The sequence below is a fragment of the Pedobacter jamesrossensis genome (assembly GCF_042650905.1).
GTDB lineage: Bacteria > Bacteroidota > Bacteroidia > Sphingobacteriales > Sphingobacteriaceae > Pedobacter > Pedobacter jamesrossensis.
In genome coordinates, this window is record NZ_JBHSBY010000005.1 from 1 (window position 1) to 558 (window position 558).

1 protein-coding gene is annotated in these 558 nt (G+C 43.2%); it reads left to right on the forward strand.

From position 1 onward, the window contains the following. A partial coding sequence (locus ACFOUY_RS00750; RefSeq protein ID WP_378958527.1) for a hypothetical protein occupies positions 1-558 on the forward strand: 558 nt, incomplete at both ends.

A 558-nucleotide genomic window follows, 5' to 3' on the forward strand; every position in this document is an offset into this window, starting at 1 on the left:
ACAAAGCGTAGGAAATTGCCCCTTGACCGAATTGCTTACCTTGTCATTAGCCTTCTCAAGCGTAGCCTCTCGGTTGAGTTAGAGGATTTTTTTTCTACTCATTATCCAACAGAGGGTTGTGTTACCAAGGCTGCGTTTTGTAAACAGCGACAAAAGCTACATTATAGTTTTTTTGCACTTTGGAATGCGGTACTGGTTAATTCCTTTTACAGTCTTTATGGCAAACGGGCAAAGCGATGGAAGGGATTTAGGCTGGTTGCTATCGATGGTTCGACAAGCTATCTGGTCAACAAGCCTGAGGTATTTGACCATTTTGGCGTCCAGGTTAACCAATCTACGTCTGTTGTTATGGGCAGGATCATGACTGCTAGAGACGTACTGAACGGTGTCAACATCTGTTCCCAGTTACACCCAATCAATACATCTGAGCAACATATCGCCTATCAGTGGATTCCAAATTTGGAAAGGGATATGTTGGCAATTTACGACAGGGGTTTTCCAAGCTTTAGTGCAATGTACCTTCATCTGGAACAGGAAGCTCCTGTCAATTTTGTTATG